Source organism: Kocuria oceani, assembly GCF_029524215.1.
Taxonomy (GTDB): Bacteria; Actinomycetota; Actinomycetes; order Actinomycetales; family Micrococcaceae; genus Kocuria; species Kocuria oceani.
The window spans coordinates 67,243-84,231 of the sequence record NZ_JARAMH010000006.1 but is presented as its reverse complement, the minus strand read 5'-3'; the positions used below and the strand labels follow the sequence as shown (position 1 = coordinate 84,231).

Sequence of the window (16,989 nt, the reverse complement as noted above, 5' to 3'; positions counted from 1 at the left end):
TGGGTCCCGAGCTGCTCTCCGCGCTCGGGGAGACCCTCTACATGGTGTCCGTCACCCTCGTGCTCGCCGGGCTGCTCGGGATGCTCGTGGGCGTGGGGCTCTACGTGACCCGCCGGGGCAACATCCTGGAGAACCGCCCGGTGCACGAGGCGCTCAATCTCGTCGTGAACTTCGTCCGGCCGATCCCCTTCATCATCCTCCTGGCCGCACTGGGGCCGGTCACCGAGGACGTCGTCGGGACCCGTCTGGGCCCCAACGCGGCGATCTTCGCGATGACCATCGGGGCGATGTTCGCGGTCGCGCGCATCGTCGAGCAGAACCTGATGAGCGTGGACCCCGGGGTGGTGGAGGCGGCCCGCTCGATGGGCGTCTCGCGCGGGAGGATCATCACCACCGTGATCCTGCCCGAGGCGCTCGGGCCCCTGGTGCTCGGCTACACCTTCCTGGTCATCGGCATCACGGACATGTCCGCGATGGCCGGGGCCATCGGCGCCGGGGGACTGGGCGACTTCGCCCTGCGCCTGGGCTACCAGCGGTTCAACGACGAGGTCACGTGGGCGGCGGTCGCCGTGATCGTCGTCCTCGTGCAGCTGGTCCAGCTGGTGGGCAACCGGCTGGCGCGGCGCATCCTGCGCCGCTGACGCCCCGGCGCCGCAGCGGTGCCCGCGACGGCCGGTCCCTCCCCGGAGGCGGCCGGCCGTCGTCGTGCGCGGGAGCGTGACACCCTGCGTCCAGGATCGTGGTGCACACTGGTCCTCGCCGCGCACGCGCGGCCCCTGCCGTCCCCGGCGACCGCCGGGGACGACCCGACGATCCCCGGAGGTCCCCGGATGGGCGTGGTCCTGTTCCTCGTGGGCGTGCTGCTCGCCGCCGTGGCCATCGCGGCCTCGATCGCCCTGCACGAGCTCGGCCACCTGGTCCCCGCCAAGCTCTTCGGCGTGCGGGTCACCCAGTACATGGTCGGCTTCGGCCGCACCGTGTTCTCGCGTCGCCGCGGGGAGACCGAGTACGGGCTCAAGGCCGTGCCGCTGGGCGGCTACATCTCCATGGTCGGGATGTATCCGCCCGCCCGGTCGGGGAGCACGGCGCGGACCGCCGGCACCGGGGTGCTCCAGCAGCTCGCCGCCGAGGCCCGCAGCGCCTCCGCCGTGCAGCTGGCCCCCGGGGACGAGGACCGCGTCTTCTACCGCCTGCCCGTGTGGAAGCGGATCGTGATCATGCTCGGCGGGCCCGTGATGAACCTGCTGCTGGGCACCGTGTGCCTCGCCGTGCTGCTCACCGGGTTCGGCACCGCGACGCCGACCACAACGGTCGCGTGGGTCTCGGAGTGCGTGGTGCCCGCCGAGCGGCAGGCCGCCGGGCAGGCCGAGTGCCGCGCCGGAGACCCCGAGGCGCCGGCCAACGCGGCCGGGCTGCGTCCCGGGGACGTCGTCACCGCCGTCGCCGGGGCCCCCGTGACCACGTGGGAGGAGCTCACCGCGCGGGTCCGCGACCGCGCCGGGGAGCGGATCCCCGTGGTGGTCGAGCGCGACGGCACGGAGGTGCGGACCGTGCTCACCCCGATCCTCACCTCCCGCCCGGTGGTCGACGACACCGGGGCCGCCGTGACGGGACCCGACGGCGCGCCCCGCTACGAGGACGTGGGGTTCATCGGGATCAGCCCCACCGCCGTTCCCGTCCGGCAGCCGCTCACCGCGGTGCCCGGGGCGGTGCTCGACGGGCTGGAGCAGATCGCCGGGATCGTGCTTCACCTGCCGCAGCGGGTCTACGAGGTGGGGCAGGCCGCGTTCTCGGACGCGCCGCGGGACCCGGACGGACCCATCTCCGTGGTCGGGATCGGCCGCATCTCCGGGGAGATCGCCGCCCACGAGGAGATCGAGCTGCGGGACAAGGCCGCCTCCCTGGTGGGGCTGGTCGGATCGGTGAACCTGGCGCTGTTCGTCTTCAACCTGCTGCCCCTCCTGCCGCTGGACGGAGGGCACGTGGCCGGCGCCCTGTGGGAGGGCCTGCGGCGGGGCGCCGCCCGGCTGCTGGGCCGCGCCGACCCGGGCCCGTTCGACCCGGCGCGGCTGCTCCCTCTGACCTACGCCGTGGCCGCGCTGATGATCGGGATGTCGGTCCTGCTGGTCTACGCGGACATCGTGAAGCCCGTCCAGCTGTTCTGAGCCGTTCGGCCACGGAGGAATCCGGGGACCGCCCCAGGAAGCGCCCGGGGGCATGGGGCACAATGGGAGGCGACGACGGACCCGGCGACCGGGTCCGCCCGCCACCGTTCCCGCATCTGTCCGCGAACTCCTCGGAGGAACCCTTGACCCCGGTCAGCCTCGGCATGCCCGCCGCACCCCAGCCCGTCCTGTCCCCGCGCCGGAAGACCCGGCAGATCCGGGTCGGGTCCGTGGGGGTCGGTTCCGACTCGCCGGTCAGCGTGCAGTCCATGACGACGACCCCCACCACGGACATCAACGCGACCCTGCAGCAGATCGCCGAGCTGACCGCCGCCGGGTGCGACATCGTCCGGGTGGCCTGCCCGTCGCAGGACGACGCCGACGCCCTGCCGATCATCGCGATGAAGTCCCCGATCCCGGTGATCGCCGACATCCACTTCCAGCCGAAGTACGTGTACAAGGCCATCGAGGCCGGGTGCGCCGCCGTGCGCGTGAACCCCGGCAACATCCGCAAGTTCGACGACCAGGTCGCCCAGATCGCCCGGGAGGCCAAGGCCGCCGGGGTGTCCATCCGGATCGGGGTGAACGCGGGCTCCCTGGACCAGCGGATCATGGACCGCTTCGGGAAGGCCACCCCGGAGGCGCTCGTGGAGTCCGCGGTGTGGGAGGCGTCCCTGTTCGAGGAGCACGACTTCCACGACTTCAAGATCTCGGTCAAGCACAACGACCCCGTCACCATGGTGCGGGCCTATCAGCTGCTGGCCGAGCGCGGGGACTGGCCCCTGCACCTGGGCGTGACCGAGGCCGGCCCGGCGTTCCAGGGCACCATCAAGTCCGCCACCGCCTTCGGCGCCCTGCTCTCCCAGGGCATCGGCGACACCATCCGGGTCTCGCTCTCCGCGCCCCCGGTCGAGGAGGTCAAGGTGGGCAACCAGATCCTGCAGTCCCTGGGCCTGCGCCCGCGCAAGCTCGAGATCGTCTCCTGCCCCTCGTGCGGACGCGCCCAGGTGGACGTCTACACCCTCGCGGACGAGGTCACCGCGGGCCTGGAGGGCCTCACCGTCCCACTGCGCGTCGCCGTCATGGGCTGCGTCGTCAACGGCCCCGGCGAGGCCCGCGAGGCCGATCTCGGGGTGGCCTCCGGCAACGGCAAGGGTCAGATCTTCGTCAAGGGCGAGGTCGTGAAGACCGTCCCCGAGGACCTCATCGTGGAGACCCTGATCGAGGAGGCCAACCGCATCGCCGCCGAGATGGACGCGGACGGGGACGGGGAGAGCGCCACCGGCAGCCCCGTGGTGAGCGTCAGCTGACGGGACGGTGACGAACGGGTGAGGACGCAGCGGAGGACGGCGCCGCGGCTCGTGCCGTCGGGGGAGGTCGACCCGGACGAGCTGGACCGCCTGCTCGGGGCGGACCCCGTCGCCCACGCCTTCGTGGCCGCCCACGTGGAGTCCCACCGTCGCGGCCGCGGTTCCCGGGTGCCGCCGGTCGTCGGCACGGCGGATCCGGACGGGCGGCTCACCGGCGCGTGCTGGACGGGCACCAACGTCGTCCCGATCACCCTCGACGAGCCCGGTCTCGACCTCGTGGCCGGGCACCTGCGCCGGGGCGGGGCCCGGTACGCCTCCGTCTTCGGTCCGGCCGCACCGGTGCTCGGACTGTGGTCCCGGCTCGAGCGCTCGTGGCCGCGGCCCTTCGACGTCCGCCCGGTGCAGCCCCTGCTGGCGATCGACCACGACCCGGCGCCCGCGCCGCACCCCGGTGTCCGGTTCGCCACCACCGCCGACCTGCCCGCCGTGCTGCCGGCCAGCGCCGCGATGTTCGAGGAGGAGGTCGGCTACTCACCGTACTCCGGCGGGGACCGCGGCTACCGGGACCGGGTGGCCGCCCTCGTCGGCTCGGGACGATGCCTCGTGCTCACCGACGAGCGGGACCGGGTGGTGTTCAAGGCCGACCTCGGCTCGGTCGCCCGCGGGGTCGCCCAGGTGCAGGGGGTGTGGGTCGACCCGGCGCACCGCGGCCGCGGGCTGGCGGCGCCGTGCATGGCCGCCGCGGTGCGCCTGGCCCGCCGCACCACCCCGGTGATCAGCCTCTACGTCAACGACTACAACACCCGCGCCCTGGCCACCTACGAACGGGTCGGCTTCCGCCGGGTCGGGACCTTCGCGACCGTCCTGCTCTGAGCGCCCACCGGGCGCGCCGTCCGGTGCGGCGCCGGGGGTGTAGATTTGACCGGAATCCGCGGCGCCGCCGGTGCCGCACCCCCTCTCGACGCCCCGGACCCGGCCGCACCTCGCCGCGATCCCCGGGAGAAACGGAGCCCACGTGGCGCTGCGCCTCTCCTCCCTGTTCCTGCGGACCCTCCGCGAAGACCCCGTCGACGCCGAGGTGGACAGCCACCGGCTGCTCGTGCGCGCCGGCTACATCCGCCGCGCCGCTCCCGGCATCTACACCTGGCTGCCGATGGGCCTGCGGGTGCTCGCGAAGGTGGAACGGGTGGTGCGCGAGGAGATGGACGCGATCGGCGCCCAGGAGGTGCACTTCCCGGCGCTGCTGCCGCGCGAGCCCTACGAGGTCACCAATCGGTGGACGGAGTACGGCGAGAACCTTTTCCGCCTGAAGGACCGCAAGGAGGCCGACTACCTCCTGGCGCCCACGCACGAGGAGATGTTCACGCTGCTCGTGAAGGACCTGTACTCCTCCTACAAGGACCTCCCGGTCACCCTCTACCAGATCCAGGCCAAGTACCGGGACGAGGCCCGGCCGCGCGCCGGCCTGCTGCGCGGACGCGAGTTCGTGATGAAGGACTCCTACTCCTTCGACGTCGACGACGCCGGCCTCGACGAGTCCTACGCCCGCCACCGCGAGGCCTACGTCCGGATCTTCGAGCGTCTGGGCCTGCCCGTGATCGCCGTGTCGGCGCAGTCCGGGGCCATGGGCGGCTCCCGCTCCGAGGAGTTCCTGCACCCCACCCCGATCGGGGAGGACACCTTCGTGCGCTCGGCCGGGGGCTACGCGGCCAACGTCGAGGCGGTCACCACGGTGGTGCCGCCCGAGCGCGACGTCGACGCCGCCCCCGAGGCGCGCGTGCTCGACACCCCGGCCAGCCCCACCATCGACACGCTCGTGCAGCGCTCGAACGAGCTGCACCCGCGCGACGAGGGACCCTGGTCCGCCGCGGACACGCTCAAGAACGTGGTGCTGGCCGTCGTCCTGCCCGACGGCGAACGCCGGCTCGTGGCGGTCGGCCTGCCCGGGGACCGCGCCGTGGACCTCAAGCGCATCGAGGCCGGCGTCGGCGCCGCCCTGGAGGTCTCCGGGGAGGTGCTGGTGGAGCAGGCCACCGACGAGGACCTGCGCACCTGCCCGCTGCTGGTGAAGGGCTACATCGGCCCGGGCATGAGCCTCGACCAGGCCGTGCTCGGCGAGCGGTCCTCGACCGGGATCCCCTTCTTCGTCGACCCGCGGGTGGTCCGAGGCACCCGCTGGATCACCGGGGCGAACGTGGCCGGCAAGCACGTCTACGACCTCACGGCCGGGCGGGACTTCGCCTGGGACGGCGTCCTGGAGTGCGCCGAGGTCCGGGCCGGCGATCCCGCCCCGGACGGCTCCGGGCCGCTCGAGGCGGCCCGCGGCATCGAGATAGGCCACATCTTCCAGCTGGGCCGCAAGTACGCCGAGGCCCTCGGGCTGAAGGTCCTGGACCGCAACGGCAAGCTCGTCACCGTGACCATGGGCTCCTACGGGGTCGGCGTGACCCGCGCGGTGGCTGCCCTGGCCGAGGCCTACCACGACGACAAGGGACTGCTCTGGCCCCGTCAGGTCGCCCCGGCCGACGTGCACGTGGTCGCCACCGGCAAGGGCCCCGAGGTGATCGAGGAGGCCGAGCGGATCGTGGCCGAGCTCGAGGCCGAGGGCATCGAGGTGCTCTTCGACGACCGCCCCAAGGTCTCCCCGGGCGTGAAGTTCGGCGACGCCGAGCTGCTCGGCGTGCCCACCGTCCTGGTGGTCGGCCGCGGGCTCAAGGACGGCCTGCTGGAGCTCAAGGACCGCGCGAGCGGCACCAGCGAGGACGTGGCCCGGGACGGCGTCGCCGCCGTGGTCTCCGCAGCCGTGCGCGGCTGAGCCCGTGGACCAGCTCGAGGGCTGGCTGGGGGCCTCCGGCCTGGAGCAGGTGGACCCCGGCGTCGTGGTCCTGCTGGTCGCCGCCGGGCTGGCCGCCGGGTTCATCGACGCCGTCGTCGGCGGCGGCGGGCTGCTGCAGCTGCCGGTGGTGCTCATGGTCCCCGGCATCAGCCCGGTGCAGGCGCTGGCCACCAACAAGATGGGCTCCGTGTTCGGCACGGCCACGAGCGCGCTGACGTTCTACCGCCGCACCTCCCCGGACCTGCGCACGGCCCTGCCCATGGCCGGGGTCGCGCTGGCCGGAAGCTTCGGCGGCGCGGCCCTGGCCGCGTCCCTGCCCGAGGAGGTGTTCCGGCCCATCATCCTCGCGGCGCTGGTCGCCGTGCTGCTGTTCACCGTCGCCCAGCCCACCGTCGGCCAGCTCACCGAGCTGCGCCACAGCGGGGCCCGGCACTACGGGACCGCGATGGTGATCGGCACGGTGATCGGCTTCTACGACGGCGTGATGGGCCCGGGCACCGGGTCCTTCCTCGTGATCGCCATGATCACCCTGCTGGGCTACAGCTTCCTGGCCGCGAGCGCGAAGGCGAAGATCGTCAACCTGGCCACCAACGTGGGCGCCCTGCTGTTCTTCTTCGGGCACGGCTCGGTGCTGTGGGGCCTGGGACTCCTGCTGGGCCTGTCCAACATGGTGGGCGGCTACCTCGGGGCGCGCACCGCGGTGGCCCGCGGCAACCGGTTCATCCGCGTCGTGTTCCTCAGCGTGGTCTCGCTGCTGATCCTCAAGCTGGGCGTCGACGTGCTGCGCGGGGCCTGATCCGGGGACCTTGCTCCGCGGGCCCCCGTTCCTGCGGGGCCGAGCCCTGCGGGGCCGTGGCCCGGCCCGCCCTCCGGCGACGGGTCACCGGGTCCTCCCGGGGCGACGCCGGCCGTGCGTCACGGTGCGCCGGGCACGGCGGAGGGGTCGTCGGGGAGCACCCCGGGCAGGGCGTCCACCTCGCCGCTGACCTCCGCGCGGAGCGTGCCGGCCCGCTCCAGCGCTCGGAGCGCCCAGCAGCGTGTCGCCGGCCCGCCCTGGGCGAGGGCGTGCGCGGCGGCCTCCTGCACGTCGCCCGCCGCCGCTCCGGCGCCCCGGCGGGGGTCCTCCCAGAGCTGGCCGGGCAGGACGTAGGCGCCGGCGCGCAGCCCGGGCTCCGCCGCGAGCACCCCGCGCGCAACGGGTGCCTCCAGCAGGTCCGCCACGTCCGCGCGGGCCTGCCGCAGGGCAGCGTCCGCCGGTGCGCCGGTCGGCCCGGTGCGGGCGGCCAGCGCCTCGAGGGCGTAGCCGGCCCGGTCCAGCGCCGACCACAGCGGCGCCGCGGCGGACGTCGTCGCCCCGGAACCGCGGTCTGCGCCGGGTGCGCACAGCCGCGGCACCGCGGCAGCCCCGCCCAGCTGCCCGGCCGTGGTCGCCCGCGAGGCCGCGGCGGCGCCGAGGACGCGCGCCAGGGCGGGGTCCTCGGCGTCCAGGGCGTCCCGGGCCAGGGCCGCGGCAGAGCGCGCCAGGGCGCCGGCGAGGTCCTCGGTGCCCGCCGGCGCTCCGGGCCCGGCGGCCTCCGAGGGGGAGGGGTGCGCGGCCCGCGCCGCGGCCGAGGCCCGGGTTACGGGCGCCGGACCCAGGGCGGCGAGCTGGCGGTCCAGGTCCGCGCGCACGGCCGCACCCTCCTCCAGGTCCTCCAGGGACGGGTGCCTCAGCAGCGTCTCCGTGCGCGACCACGCGTCCGCCCGGGCCACCTCGTCCGGGGGCACGGGCCGCGCCGCGCCGAGCCGCCAGCCGCCGAGCGCGGCGAGGAGCACCACCAGCACCGTCAGCAGCACCGTCGGCAGCGGCGGGAGCACCCGGCGGGCGGGCGTGCGGGGATCGGTCACCGGGGGCTCCTGGACGGGGGAGGGGAGAGGGCGGGGTCCCGGTTCATCATAGGATCTGCTGGAGCGACCCCCGCCCGACCCGAGAGCACCAGGAGATCCCCGTGAGCGAGCAGAGCAGCACCGGACCCGACGACCGCCGGCGGCTGACCGATCTGATCGGACCGGTCGTGGAGGAGACGGGCCTGGTCCTGGAGGACGTCGCCCTGAAGCCGAGCGGCACCGGGCTGGTGCTGCAGGTGCTCGTCGACCTGCCCGAGGACCGCACCGACAGCGTGGACATCGACCGCATCGCCGAGGTGGCCCGCGCGGTCTCCGACGCCCTGGACCGGGACGACCCCGTGCCCGGGTCCGCCTACGAGCTGGAGGTCTCCTCCCCGGGTGCCACCCGGGAGCTCACCGAGACCCGGCACTGGCGGCGCTCGATCGGGCGGCTGGTGCGCGTCACCCCCGTGGAGGGGGAGAAGTTCACCGCCCGGCTGCTGGAGGTGGCGCAGGACGGGGTGGTCCTGCAGCGCAGCCACCAGGCGAAGAAGGGCATGCCCGCCAGGCTGCTCGACCCGGAGCGGTGGTCGTTCGACCGCGTGCGCCGGGCCAAGGTGGAGGTCGAGTTCACGGACTGAGCGCCCCGGAGCACCCCGGGGCGAGTGTAAGATGTGCCGTTGACGCCGCGGCGCCCACCGGCGCCGCGGTCCGCAGTGCGACGACAACCGAGTACAACGAACAAGTGTGCGAACACGACCCGTGGCAGCGCTCCGTCCTCACCGACGGCGCGCTGTTTCGTCCCCGGGGTCGACACGTGAGGAAGGCCGGACATGGACATCGATATGAGCACCCTCCGACTGCTGGAGCGTGAGCGCGACATCCCCGTGGACCTGCTCATCCCCACGATCGAGCAGGCCCTCCTGCTGGCCTACCAGAAGAGCCCCGGGGCGCTGCCGGGCGCCCGCGCCGAGATCGAGCGCCGGAGCGGGCACGTGACCATCTGGGCCCCCGAGCTCGACGAGGACGGTGAGGCGATCGGGGAGTTCGACGACACCCCGGCCGGCTTCGGACGGATCGCGGCCTCCACGGCCCGCCAGGTCATCCTGCAGCGCCTGCGCGACGTCGAGGACGACGCCGTGCTGGGCCACTTCAAGGGCCGCGAGGGCGAGATCGTGTCCGGGCAGATCCAGCAGGGCCACAATCCGCACATGGTGCAGGTCGACCTCGGCACCGTGGAGGGCGTGCTGCCCCCGCACGAGCAGTCCCCGGGCGAGAAGTACCTGCACGGGTCCCGGATCCGGGCCTTCGTGGTGGAGGTCAAGCGCGGCATGAAGGGCCCGTCCATCACGCTGTCCCGCTCCCACCCCGATCTCGTGCGCCGGCTCTTCGAGATGGAGGTGCCGGAGATCGCCGACGGCTCCGTCGAGATCATGGCCGTGGCCCGCGAGGCCGGGCACCGCACCAAGATCGCCGTGCGCGCCACCCAGGGCGGGATCAACGCCAAGGGCGCCTGCATCGGCGAGATGGGCTCCCGGGTGCGCGCGGTGATGAGCGAGCTGCACGACGAGAAGATCGACATCGTGGACTGGTCCGACGACCCGGCCCGCTGCATCGCCAACGCCCTGTCCCCGGCGAAGGTGTCCCGGGTCACCGTGCTCGACGAGCGCGCCCGCTCCTCCCGCGCCGTCGTCCCCGACTCCCAGCTGTCCCTGGCCATCGGCAAGGAGGGGCAGAACGCCCGCCTCGCCGCGAAGCTCACCGGCTGGAAGATCGACATCGTCCCCGAGTCGAAGGCGGCCGCGCGGGCCTGAGCCCGCTCCGGGAGCGGGACCCGAGCCGCCGCACGGACCCGCCCCGCGGGTCCCCGCCCGCCCGGTTTCGGCTCAGGGCCGTCCCCGGGATAGACTGGTCCACGGTCAGATCGTTGGTGGTCCCTGTCCGGCGCCGGATCCCCGGCCCGCGCGAGCCGTTCCGACGTCCCGCCGCGAGACGAGGAGCCCTGAGTGAGTGCGGACTCCCGTCGCACGTGCATCGGATGCCGGACCACCGACCACCCTGACCAGCTCGTACGTGTGGTGACCGAGCCGGACGACGGCGGCCGAAGGGCCGTGCTCGACCGGAGCGGGCGCCTCGGCGGTCGTGGAGCCTGGCTCCACCCCTCCCGCGAGTGCCTGGACACGGCCCTGCGCCGCCGCGCCTTCCAGCGCGCGTTCCGGGCCCCCGTGGACACCGAGGGGATCGCCCCCGAGCTGGACGCCCTGCTGTCCTCGCGGACAGCCCGGCGACCGGGCGCACGAGTGCCGACCACAGCCGTCCCCGGACGGCAGCCCGCGCGGTCCGACCGGACCGGTGACCACGTCCACACGCGGGTCAGAACTGGAAAGCGAGTCAGAGAACCGATGGAAAACCGATGAGTGCCCAGCGATGAGTGCTTCGTTGTGCTCTGCCTACGGCCTCCTGGGCCGGCGCGCCGTCGTCGACGGCCGACACCCCGGGAGCCTCAACGGAAAATAAGTGGTTCGTGCCTGTTTCGGTGCGGACCGAGACAGGAGAGAAGTGGCCAAGCCCCGCGTTCACGAGCTCGCGAAAGAGCTCGGAATAACGTCCAAGGAAGCGATTTCCACGCTTCAGACCCTGGGTGAGTTCGTCCGAGGCGCGTCCTCGACCGTCGAGCCCCCCGTCGCCAAGAAGCTGCGCTCGGCGTTCGCCGACAAGGCGGACAAGGCCGCCGCGGCCCCCGCCCGCCCGGCCGGCGGCAACGCGCCGTCCCCCGCGAAGCCGGGCCGCCCCGCACCCCGGCCCGGCACGTCCGCCAAGCCGGGCTCCGCCGCGCCCAGCCCGGGCCCGGCGGCCGCCAAGCCGGCCGAGAAGCCGGCCGCCAAGCCCGCCCAGCAGGACTCCGCCCAGCAGCCGGCCGCCCGCGCCGAGCAGCCGTCCGCCCCGGAGCGTCCCGCCGCACAGCGTCCCGCCTCGCCGGGCGCCAAGGCACCCAGCCCCGGGCCCCGCCCGGGCAACAACCCGTTCGCCACCCAGCAGGGGATGTCCCGCGGCGGCGCGCCCCGCCCGGGCTCGGCCGCGCCGCGCCCCGGCGCCGCGGCTCCCCGCCCGGGCTCGGCCGGGCCCCGTCCCGGCGCGCCCCGTCCCGGCGGCCCCCGCCCGGGCAACAACCCGTTCGCCGCCCAGCAGGGCATGCGCACGGGCCGCCCCGAGCGCCAGGGCGGACCGCGTCCCCAGGGCCAGGGCGGTCCGCGCCCGCAGGGCCAGGGCGCGGCGGGTCCGCGTCCGCAGGGCCAGGGCGGACCCCGTCCCCAGGGCGGCCCCCGCCCCGGCGGCGCCCGTCCCAGCCCGAACATGATGCCCGGACACACCTCCGGCGTGGCCCCGATCGGCTCGCGGCCGGCCGGCGGCGGAGCCGGTCCCCGGCGCGGCGGTCCCGGCGGCGGCGGCGGGTTCTCCCGTCCCGGCGGCGGCCCCGGCCGCGGCGGCCGCGGCGGCACCCAGGGCGCCTTCGGGCGCGGCGGTGCGCGCGGCAAGCAGCGCAAGTCGAAGCGGGCGAAGCGCCAGGAGCTCGAGCAGATGAAGGCCCCGTCCGTCGGTGGTGTCTCCGTGCCCCACGGCGACGGCACCACGGTCGTGCGCCTGCGCCGCGGCGCGTCCCTGACGGACTTCGCCGAGAAGATCAACGCGAACCCGGCCTCCCTCGTCACGGTGCTCATCCACCTCGGCGAGATGGCCACCCAGACGCAGTCCCTCGACGAGGACACCTTCCAGCTGCTGGGCGCCGAGCTCGGGTACAAGATCCAGGTCGTCTCCCCGGAGGACGAGGAGCGCGAGCTCTTCGAGTCCTTCGACATCGACCTGGAGGCCGAGGCCGCGGCCGAGGGCGAGGACGTGCTGGAGGCGCGCCCGCCGGTCGTGACCGTCATGGGCCACGTCGACCACGGCAAGACCCGCCTGCTCGACGCGATCCGCAACACCAAGGTGATCGAGGGGGAGGCCGGCGGCATCACCCAGCACATCGGCGCCTACCAGATCGAGACCGAGGTGGACGGCCAGGAGCGGCAGATCACCTTCATCGACACCCCGGGTCACGAGGCGTTCACCGCCATGCGTGCCCGTGGTGCCCAGGTGACGGACATCGCCGTGCTCGTGGTCGCCGCGGACGACGGCGTCATGCCGCAGACGGTCGAGGCGCTCAACCACGCCCAGGCCGCCGGTGTGCCGATCGTGGTGGCGGTCAACAAGATCGACAAGCCCGAGGCGAACCCGGACAAGATCCGCGGTCAGCTCACCGAGTACGGCCTGGTCCCGGAGGAGTACGGCGGCGACACCATGTTCGTCGACGTCTCGGCCCGCCAGGACCTGAACATCGACGACCTGCTGGACGCGATCGTGCTGACCGCGGACGGCGCGCTCGAGCTGCAGGCGAACCCCAACAAGGACGCCCGCGGCGTGGCCATCGAGGCGAACCTGGACAAGGGCCGCGGTGCGGTCTCGACCGTGCTCGTGCAGTCCGGCACGCTGCGCGTCGGCGACGCGATCGTCGCCGGCGCCGCGTACGGCCGCGTGCGCGCCATGTTCGACGAGAACGGCAAGTCGGTCGAGCAGGCCGGTCCCTCGCGGCCGGTGCAGGTCCTCGGCCTGGACTCGGTGCCCCGCGCCGGTGACACGTTCCTGTCCACCCCGGAGGAGCGCACCGCGCGCCAGATCGCCGAGAAGCGGCAGGCGGCGGACCGCAACGCGCTGCTCGCCAAGCGCCGCAAGCGGATCACGCTGGAGTCCTTCGACGAGGCCGTGGCCGCGGGCAAGATCGACACGCTCAACCTCATCATCAAGGGCGACGTGTCCGGTGCCGTCGAGGCGCTGGAGGACTCGCTGCTGAAGATCGACGTGGGCGAGGAGGTCCAGCTGCGCGTCATCCACCGCGGCGTGGGCGCGATCACCCAGAACGACGTCAACCTGGCGACCGTGGACAACGCCATCATCATCGGCTTCAACGTCCGCCCCGCCGAGCGCGTGACGGAACTGGCCGACCGCGAGGGCGTCGAGATGAAGTTCTACTCGGTGATCTACAACGCCATCGACGACGTCGAGAGCGCGCTCAAGGGCATGCTCAAGCCGGAGTACGAGGAGGTGGAGCTCGGCACCGCCGAGATCCGCGAGGTGTACCGCTCCTCCAAGTGGGGCAACATCGCCGGTGCCTACATCACCAAGGGCACCATCCGCCGGAACTCCAAGGCCCGGCTGGTCCGGGACGGCAGCGTCGTGGCCGAGAACCTCACCATCGACTCGCTGCGCCGGTTCAAGGACGACGCGACCGAGGTCCGCGAGGGCTACGAGTGCGGTATCGGGCTCGGCTCCTTCAACGACATCCGCGAGGGCGACCTCATCGAGACGTGGGAGATGCGCGAGAAGCCGCGCGCCTGACCCGTCCCCGCCCCCGCGCCCCGTGCGCGGGGCCGCCGCGGCGGCACGGACGGGCCCGGTGCCCGTCCGTGCCGCCGCCACCGTGTGCACCACAGCACACCCCAACCGCAGCACCCCCGAACGACAGCACTGACGAACGACGGCACTGACGGACGACGGCACTGCCGGACGGACGCACCGTCGAACAACCGAGGAGCACCCACCATGGCTGACGCAGCACGCGCCGCCCGACTCGCCGACCGGATCAAGGTGGTCGTCGCCCAGGCGCTCGAGCGCCGGGTCAAGGACCCCCGGCTCGGCTTCGTGACCATCACGGACGCCCGGGTGACCAACGACCTGCAGCACGCGACGCTGTACTACACGGTATTCGGCACCGCCGAGGAGCAGGAGAGCACCCGCGCGGCCCTGGAGTCCGCCAAGGGCGTCCTGCGCAGCGAGGTCAGCCGCAACATCACCGCCCGCCTCACCCCGACCCTCACGTTCGTCCCGGACGAGATCCCCGTGAACGCCTCCCACCTGGAGGAGGTGCTGCGCGCCGCCAAGGAGAAGGACGCCGAGGTCGCCGCGCAGGCCGCCTCGGCCACCTGGGCGGCGGGGGAGGACCCCTACCGCCGGCCCGCCGAGGAGGACGACGAGTCCTCCCCGTCCCGCTGAGCGCGGCAGGCACCGGACCGATGGCCCGCGCCCCGCACGACGTCCCGAGCCCGGACCCGTCCCTGCCGACGGTGTCCGGGCTCGTGGTCGTGGACAAGCCCGCCGGCTGGACCAGCCACGACGTCGTCGCCCGGATGCGCCGGCTCGCCGGCACCCGGAAGGTCGGCCACGCCGGCACCCTGGACCCCATGGCCACCGGGGTGCTGGTGGTGGGCGTCGAGAAGGCCACCCGCCTGCTGACCTGGGTGGTCGGCCAGGACAAGACCTACGAGACCACCCTGCGGCTGGGGCAGGCGACGGTGACCGACGACGCCGAGGGCGAGCTGGTCGCCGTGGCCGAGCCCGCCGACGTCGAGGCGCTCACCGACGAGGCCGTCACCGCGGCGGTCGCCCGGCTCACCGGTGCCCTCCAGCAGGTCCCGGCCAAGGTCAGCGCCATCAAGGTCGACGGACGGCGGGCCTACGCCCAGGTGCGCGCCGGGCAGGACGTGGAGCTCGCCGCCCGCCCCGTGACGGTCTCCGCCTTCGACGTGCACCGGATCACGCGGACCCACGACGACGCCGGCCGGCCGGTCCTCGACGTCGAGGCCACCGTCTCCTGCAGCACCGGCACCTACGTGCGCGCCCTGGCGCGGGACCTCGGCGAGGCCCTGGGGGTCGGCGGGCACCTCACCGCCCTGCGCCGCACCCGCGTGGGCGCGCTGACCCTCGAGCACGCCTCCACCCTGGACGAGCTGGCCGCCGACGTCGCCGCGGGCCGCCCCCTGCCCGTGACCACCCTGGAGCGGGCCGCCGCCGGGCTCTTCCCCGTCCGCCGGCTCACGGCCGCCGAGGCGGGCGACCTCGCCGACGGGCGCCGGATCGGGCCGTCCGCGGGGGACCCGGCGGAGGGCCCCCTCGACAACGAGGCGGTGACCGCCGGGCTGGCCCCGGACGGACGGCTCGTCGCCCTGCTCCGCGACCGGGGCGAGCGCGGTGCCCGCACGGCCAAGCCCGTGCTCGTGTTCCTGCCCGGGGAACGGTTTCCCGAGACCCCCGGGCCGCCCGCGGAGCGGGGGCAAGACCGCTGATGCTGTGGGGCTACGACGGCTGGTTCTGGGCCGCGGTCCTGCTCGGCGGGGCGTCCTTCCTGGTGTGCGCGGTGCAGGCCCTGCGGGGCCGGCGGCCCGACGACTGGACCCAGGGCTCCGTGCTGCTGCTGGAGGCCTTCCTCCTGGCCTACGCGGTGGGCTCGGTCGTCATGCACCTGGTGGGCCCCGCACCCACCGGCTCGGCGCTGGAGTACTGGGGCTACCTGCTGACCGCGCTGCTCATCCCCGCCGGGACCTTCGTGTGGTCGCTGGTGGAGCGCTCGGCCTGGTCCAACTACGTGCTCGCCGCCGCGGGGCCCGTGGTGGCGATCATGGTCTACCGCATGAACTTCATCTGGTACTACCAGTGAGCCCCCGCCCGCCGTCCGCCCCGCCCGACCAGGAGACCGCCCGATGACCCACCACCCCGACCCCGGGCGCACCCGCCTGCAGCAGCGTTTCGGTCCCCGGCGCGGCGGCGGGCGCGCCGACCGGAAGTCCTCGGGCTTCGGCCGTCTGGTCGTGGTGGTCTACGCGGTGTTCTCGCTCTCGGCCGGGGTGCGGTCCCTGTACCAGATCCTCACCGACTTCGGCGCCGCCCCGCTGCCGTACCTGCTCTCCGCCTTCGCCGCGGCGGTGTACGTGCTCGCCACCGTGGCCCTCGCCCGGCCCGGTGCCCGCTGGCACCGCGTGGCCGTGGCGGCCGTGCTGGTCGAGCTGTGCGGGGTGCTCGGCGTGGGGCTGCTCTCGGTGCTCGCCCCCGAGCTGTTCCCGAAGGCCAGCGTGTGGTCGCACTTCGGCCAGGGCTACGGCTACGTACCGCTGGTCCTGCCCCTGGTCGGTCTCGCGTGGCTGTGGCGCTCCCGGCCCCGGGCCGCCGTTCCCGGCGCCTGAACCCGCCGCCGGGGGAGCCCGGCCTCCCCGCGCCGGGCGGGCGCCCGCAGCGGGTAGGCTCGTGCGCGGGCCGGAGCGCCCCGCGCCGCACCCTCCCGAAAGGACCACACCCATGCCCGCACGCCCCGACGGCGCCGGAGACTACGACGTCCCCGTCCTCACCGACGGGACCGTGGTCCTGCGCCGGCTCGACGAGCGCGACGTCCCGCAGCTGACCCGCAACTGCGCCGATCCGGCGGCCGCCGAGTTCACCACCGTGCCGCTGGGCTACACGGAGTCCGACGCCCGCTGGTACGTCGAGCACTTCGTCCCCGAGGCCTGGCGTGCGGGCCGCGAGTACAACTGGGCCGCCGCCGACGCCGCGACCGACCGCCTCTACGGGACCGTGGGGTTCAACGCGCTGCGCGGCACCACCGCCGACGTCGGGCTCAACTTCGGCCCGCACGCCCGGGGCACCGGGGCCGCCGAGGCCGCCTGCCGGCTGCTGCTCGACCACGGCTTCGAGCACCTGGGACTGACCTATGCTTACTGGATGGCGAAGGTCCCCAACTGGGCCAGCCGCAAGCTCGCGTGGAAGCTGGGCTTCCGGTCGCCGGTGCGCATCGACGGGTTCATGGAGCAGCGCGGCGCCTCCGTCGACGCCTGGATCCTCACCCTCGGGGCCGACGACCCCCGCACCCCCCGCACCGCCTGGGACGGCCCGCCCCCGCCCGGCGCCCCGCGCTGACCCCCCGGCCCCGTCCCGTCCCGTTCCTGCCTGTCCC

16 protein-coding genes are annotated in these 16,989 nt (G+C 74.3%); 15 read left to right on the top strand and 1 reads right to left on the bottom strand.

Features of this window, described 5'->3' with window-relative positions:
* The first annotated feature begins 41 nt into the window (after nt 1-41).
* The 6 genes from PU704_RS08520 (at nt 42) to PU704_RS08495 (ending at nt 7,107) form a co-directional block, all read left to right on the top strand.
* Nucleotides 42-641: a methionine ABC transporter permease gene (locus PU704_RS08520; RefSeq protein WP_277551088.1), complete on the top strand. Its 600-nt coding sequence runs from the start codon at nt 42-44 to the stop codon at nt 639-641.
* A 189-nt stretch (nt 642-830) separates the two neighbouring features.
* The gene (locus PU704_RS08515; protein ID WP_277550998.1) at nt 831-2,165 is read left to right on the top strand and encodes a M50 family metallopeptidase; all 1,335 of its coding nucleotides are present in this window, start codon (nt 831-833) and stop codon (nt 2,163-2,165) included.
* Nucleotides 2,166-2,308: 143 nt separating this feature from the next.
* Nucleotides 2,309-3,475 (top strand): flavodoxin-dependent (E)-4-hydroxy-3-methylbut-2-enyl-diphosphate synthase, encoded by a 1,167-nt coding sequence (gene ispG, locus PU704_RS08510; protein WP_062736725.1) that lies wholly within the window; start codon nt 2,309-2,311, stop codon nt 3,473-3,475.
* 18 nt (nt 3,476-3,493) lie between these two features.
* Nucleotides 3,494-4,348 (top strand): GNAT family N-acetyltransferase, encoded by an 855-nt coding sequence (locus tag PU704_RS08505; RefSeq protein ID WP_277550997.1) that lies wholly within the window; start codon nt 3,494-3,496, stop codon nt 4,346-4,348.
* Nucleotides 4,349-4,490: 142 nt separating this feature from the next.
* Nucleotides 4,491-6,290 (top strand): proline--tRNA ligase, encoded by a 1,800-nt coding sequence (locus tag PU704_RS08500; protein ID WP_277550996.1) that lies wholly within the window; start codon nt 4,491-4,493, stop codon nt 6,288-6,290.
* 4 nt (nt 6,291-6,294) lie between these two features.
* Nucleotides 6,295-7,107, top strand: a complete 813-nt coding sequence (locus tag PU704_RS08495; RefSeq protein WP_083665260.1) for a TSUP family transporter — start codon at nt 6,295-6,297, stop codon at nt 7,105-7,107.
* A 119-nt stretch (nt 7,108-7,226) separates the two neighbouring features.
* Here the strand turns inward: PU704_RS08495 and PU704_RS08490 are convergent, their stop codons facing one another.
* Nucleotides 7,227-8,198, bottom strand: a complete 972-nt coding sequence (locus tag PU704_RS08490; protein ID WP_277550995.1) for a hypothetical protein — start codon at nt 8,196-8,198, stop codon at nt 7,227-7,229.
* A 101-nt stretch (nt 8,199-8,299) separates the two neighbouring features.
* Here PU704_RS08490 and PU704_RS08485 point away from each other — a divergent pair, with 101 nt between their 5' ends.
* The 9 genes from PU704_RS08485 (at nt 8,300) to PU704_RS08445 (ending at nt 16,952) form a co-directional block, all read left to right on the top strand.
* Complete coding sequence (locus PU704_RS08485; RefSeq protein ID WP_277550994.1) at nt 8,300-8,818, top strand: ribosome maturation factor RimP; 519 nt, start codon at nt 8,300-8,302, stop codon at nt 8,816-8,818.
* A 192-nt stretch (nt 8,819-9,010) separates the two neighbouring features.
* The gene (nusA, locus tag PU704_RS08480) at nt 9,011-9,991 is read left to right on the top strand and encodes a transcription termination factor NusA (RefSeq protein WP_047804925.1); all 981 of its coding nucleotides are present in this window, start codon (nt 9,011-9,013) and stop codon (nt 9,989-9,991) included.
* A 192-nt stretch (nt 9,992-10,183) separates the two neighbouring features.
* On the top strand, nt 10,184-10,594 hold the full coding sequence (locus tag PU704_RS08475) for a YlxR family protein (RefSeq protein WP_277550993.1): 411 nt from the start codon (nt 10,184-10,186) through the stop codon (nt 10,592-10,594).
* A gap of 142 nt (nt 10,595-10,736) precedes the next feature.
* Nucleotides 10,737-13,607, top strand: a complete 2,871-nt coding sequence (gene infB / locus PU704_RS08470) for a translation initiation factor IF-2 (protein WP_277550992.1) — start codon at nt 10,737-10,739, stop codon at nt 13,605-13,607.
* Between the two features lie 204 nt (nt 13,608-13,811).
* A complete protein-coding gene (gene rbfA, locus PU704_RS08465) occupies nt 13,812-14,261 on the top strand; it encodes a 30S ribosome-binding factor RbfA (protein WP_277550991.1) in 450 nt (149 codons plus the stop codon).
* Between the two features lie 20 nt (nt 14,262-14,281).
* A complete protein-coding gene (truB, locus tag PU704_RS08460) occupies nt 14,282-15,331 on the top strand; it encodes a tRNA pseudouridine(55) synthase TruB (protein ID WP_277550990.1) in 1,050 nt (349 codons plus the stop codon).
* Nucleotides 15,331-15,702 (top strand): hypothetical protein, encoded by a 372-nt coding sequence (locus PU704_RS08455; RefSeq protein WP_075871027.1) that lies wholly within the window; start codon nt 15,331-15,333, stop codon nt 15,700-15,702. Before truB ends, PU704_RS08455 begins: the two co-directional genes overlap by 1 nt.
* Before the next feature lie 43 nt (nt 15,703-15,745).
* Nucleotides 15,746-16,225: a hypothetical protein gene (locus PU704_RS08450; protein WP_047802798.1), complete on the top strand. Its 480-nt coding sequence runs from the start codon at nt 15,746-15,748 to the stop codon at nt 16,223-16,225.
* Nucleotides 16,226-16,337: 112 nt separating this feature from the next.
* Nucleotides 16,338-16,952: a GNAT family N-acetyltransferase gene (locus tag PU704_RS08445; protein WP_277550989.1), complete on the top strand. Its 615-nt coding sequence runs from the start codon at nt 16,338-16,340 to the stop codon at nt 16,950-16,952.
* The last annotated feature ends 37 nt before the right edge of the window (nt 16,953-16,989 follow it).